Source organism: Pseudomonas sp. Pseusp97 (assembly GCF_047304025.1).
Classification (GTDB): Bacteria; Pseudomonadota; Gammaproteobacteria; order Pseudomonadales; family Pseudomonadaceae; genus Pseudomonas.
Genome location: NZ_JBGLYK010000387.1, coordinates 1 through 2,611, shown reverse-complemented (window position 1 = coordinate 2,611; position 2,611 = coordinate 1). Strand labels below are relative to the sequence as shown.

Annotated in this window: 2 protein-coding genes; one reads left to right on the top strand and one right to left on the bottom strand. The window is 70.3% G+C overall.

What is annotated here, in order from left to right; genetic code table 11:
* Positions 1–282 precede the first annotated feature (282 nt).
* On the bottom strand, positions 283–1,491 hold the full coding sequence (locus ACCC94_RS29180) for a YbfB/YjiJ family MFS transporter (RefSeq protein ID WP_413353066.1): 1,209 nt from the start codon (positions 1,489–1,491) through the stop codon (positions 283–285).
* Positions 1,492–1,625: 134 nt separating this feature from the next.
* Here ACCC94_RS29180 and ACCC94_RS29175 point away from each other — a divergent pair, with 134 nt between their 5' ends.
* Positions 1,626–2,504, top strand: coding sequence for a LysR family transcriptional regulator (locus tag ACCC94_RS29175; RefSeq protein ID WP_413353067.1), 879 nt, complete (start codon positions 1,626–1,628; stop codon positions 2,502–2,504).
* The last annotated feature ends 107 nt before the right edge of the window (positions 2,505–2,611 follow it).

Genomic DNA, 2,611 nt, shown 5'->3' with positions numbered 1-2,611 from the left:
CGGCCTCGCCGCGCGCCGCGCGCGCCCCGCCCCCCGCCGCCGCCGCCCCGCCCGCGGCCCCCCCCCCCCCCCCGCTCCTACAAAAAAGCCAGCGCGGCGGTGCAGGTCAGCCACGCATCGGTTCGTCGGCCTCCGACGCCGCCTTGAAAGTGTTTCTGCCCGATCCCAACCCGAGCTGTAGGAGCGAGCTTGCTCGCGAACGCATGGCACCGGTACCGCCCGGAGTGAAGCCGGTTCGCGAGCAAGCTCGCTCCTACAAAAAGGCCGGCGCGGCGGTGCGGGTCAGCTATGCACCGATGCGCCAGCTTCCGGCGCCACCTTGAACAGCAGCGCCACTTCCATCAGCAGGGCCAGCACGATGGCTCCGGCGGCCACCGCGAAGAGCAGCGCGTAGTGGCCATGGCTCGCACTGAACAGCGCCGAGTAGGCGTAGCCGGCGATGGCCTGGAAGCTGGCGAAGGACACTGTCGCGCGGCTCCAAGTGGCGTTCTGCGCGGCGTGGCCGGGCACCAGTTGATGCACCCGCGCCAGGGCCAGCGGCACGATGCCCGGCGGGAACGAACCGATCACCAGGCTCGCCATGCCCAGCAGACGCAGGTCGCCGGTTTCCAGCAGCAGGCCGAGGGCGATGAATTGCGCCGCCAGCACCAGGCGAATCGCCGCCCGCGCCCCCAGATGGTCGGCGAGAAAGCCGTAGACCACCGGCCCGACGATGGCGCCAACGCCATACAGCGTCCATATCAGCGCCCCGCTGTGGGTACCGGCGCCCAGGCCCCGGGCTACGTAGTCCACCAGGAACATCATCGGCGCCACCAGCGCGGCGGCCATCAGCGCGTACTGGGCGAACAGCACGTAGACGCCCGCCGAGGCTCGCGGTGCAGCAACGTCATGTGCCTGGGCGTGCGGCTGTTCCTGCGGCCAGCCGAACCAGCTGCTCAGGCTGACCACCAGGGCCAGCGCGCCGAGGCCGAGCCAGGTCTGCACCAGCCCGAGCGCCAGCAGAAGCGGCACCAGGGTGCCGGAGGCGGCGATACCCAGGCCGATGCCGAGGAAGATCGCCCCGCTGGCCAGCCCACGCCTATTGGCGGCGACATGCGGCAGGATGGTGCTGGCGGCCAGCACCATGATCACCCCACCGGAAATTCCCGAGACCAGGCGCCAGAAGAAGAACCACGCCTGGTTCAGCGGCCAGGCACAGGCGAAGAACGACAACGTGACCAGCAGCATCATGCCGCGCAGCACCGTGGTGCTCGACCAGCGCGCCGCCAGCGGGCGCCCGGCCAGCGCCCCGACCAGGTAGCCGGCGAGATTGGCGGCGCCCAGGTAGACCACGGCGGACGCCGAGAACCAGTGCGCCTCGATCAGCGCCGGGATCAGCGGCGTGTAGGCGAAACGCGCCAGACCGATGCCGACCAGGCTGGCGCAGAGGCCCGCCCAGATCGGCAACCAGAGGGAGCCTCGGCTGGCGAGGCGGGAAGCATCGGTATGCATGACAACCCCTATCGCGCCGTCAGGGCGGCGCCGTTGAGTGGTGATGGGGAAATCATAAAGGCGCGACAAGATGCAGTAATGCAGCGTGTTTTCATGCCACCATTGCATTTCTGCATCAAAAGGACTTCGCCATGATGAACTGGGACGATGCGCGGGTGTTCCTCGCCCTGTGCCGCAAACAGACCCTGCGCGGCGCCGCCCGCGTGCTGGCGGTGGACCAGGCGACGGTGGGCCGGCGCCTGGCATCGCTGGAGCGTTCGCTGGAGGCGACGTTGTTCCTGCGCACCTCGGCCGGCTACAGCCTGACCGCCGCCGGCGAGATCGCCCTGGCCGCGGCGCAGGCCATGGAGTCGTCCGCCGCCGAACTGCAACGGCAGATCCTCGGCATGGACGACCGCATGAGCGGCGTGGTGCGGGTCACCACCACCGACTCCTTCGCCGCCGACTTCATCATCCCCGCAGTCGCCGCCCTGCACCGCGAGGAGCCGGGCATCGAGGTGCAACTGCAGACCTCCACGCAGATGCTCAATCTGGCCAAGCGCGAGGCCGACATCGCCGTGCGCACCCACCAGCCGGAGAACCCCGACCTGATCGTGCGGCGCCTGGCGCGCTGGGGCAGCGGGCTGTTCGCCTCCGCGCAGTACATCGAGCAGCGCGGAACTCCCGAGCGGGGGACCGCCTTCGCCGGACACGACCTGGTGGTCTATCAGCCCTATCTCGACGCGGGCAAGGAAGTGTTCCTCGCCTCCGAGCCGATCATCCACGGGCGCATCGCCATGACCTGCACCTCCGGCTTCATGGTCCGCCGCGCGCTGGCCGGCGGCCTCGGCGTAGGGGAATTGCCGCTGCCGCTGGGCGAAGCGGACGGGCTGGTCCGCCTGTGGCCGGAACGCCCGCCCCTGCCCTACGACGTATGGCTGGTGACCCACAAGGACGTGCGCCATACGGCGCGAGTTCGTGCGGTGATCAATGCCATAGCGCGGGCATTTGCCGTAGCAACCGCGAGTGCATGAGCGCCCTTGTAGGAGCGAGCTTGTGGGGGGGCGCGGTTTGCCGGCGGGGCCGCGCCCGGCGGGTGGGGGGGGAGCGGGGGCGCAGACGGGGGGGGGGGGGGCCGGGG

What these genes read in the sequence shown, in the direction of transcription:
- ACCC94_RS29180 (WP_413353066.1), bottom strand. Translation starts at nt 1,491, where the DNA reads ATGCATACCGATGCTTCCCGCCTCGCCAGCCGAGGCTCCCTCTGGTTG.
- ACCC94_RS29175 (WP_413353067.1), top strand. Translation starts at nt 1,626, where the DNA reads ATGAACTGGGACGATGCGCGGGTGTTCCTCGCCCTGTGCCGCAAACAG.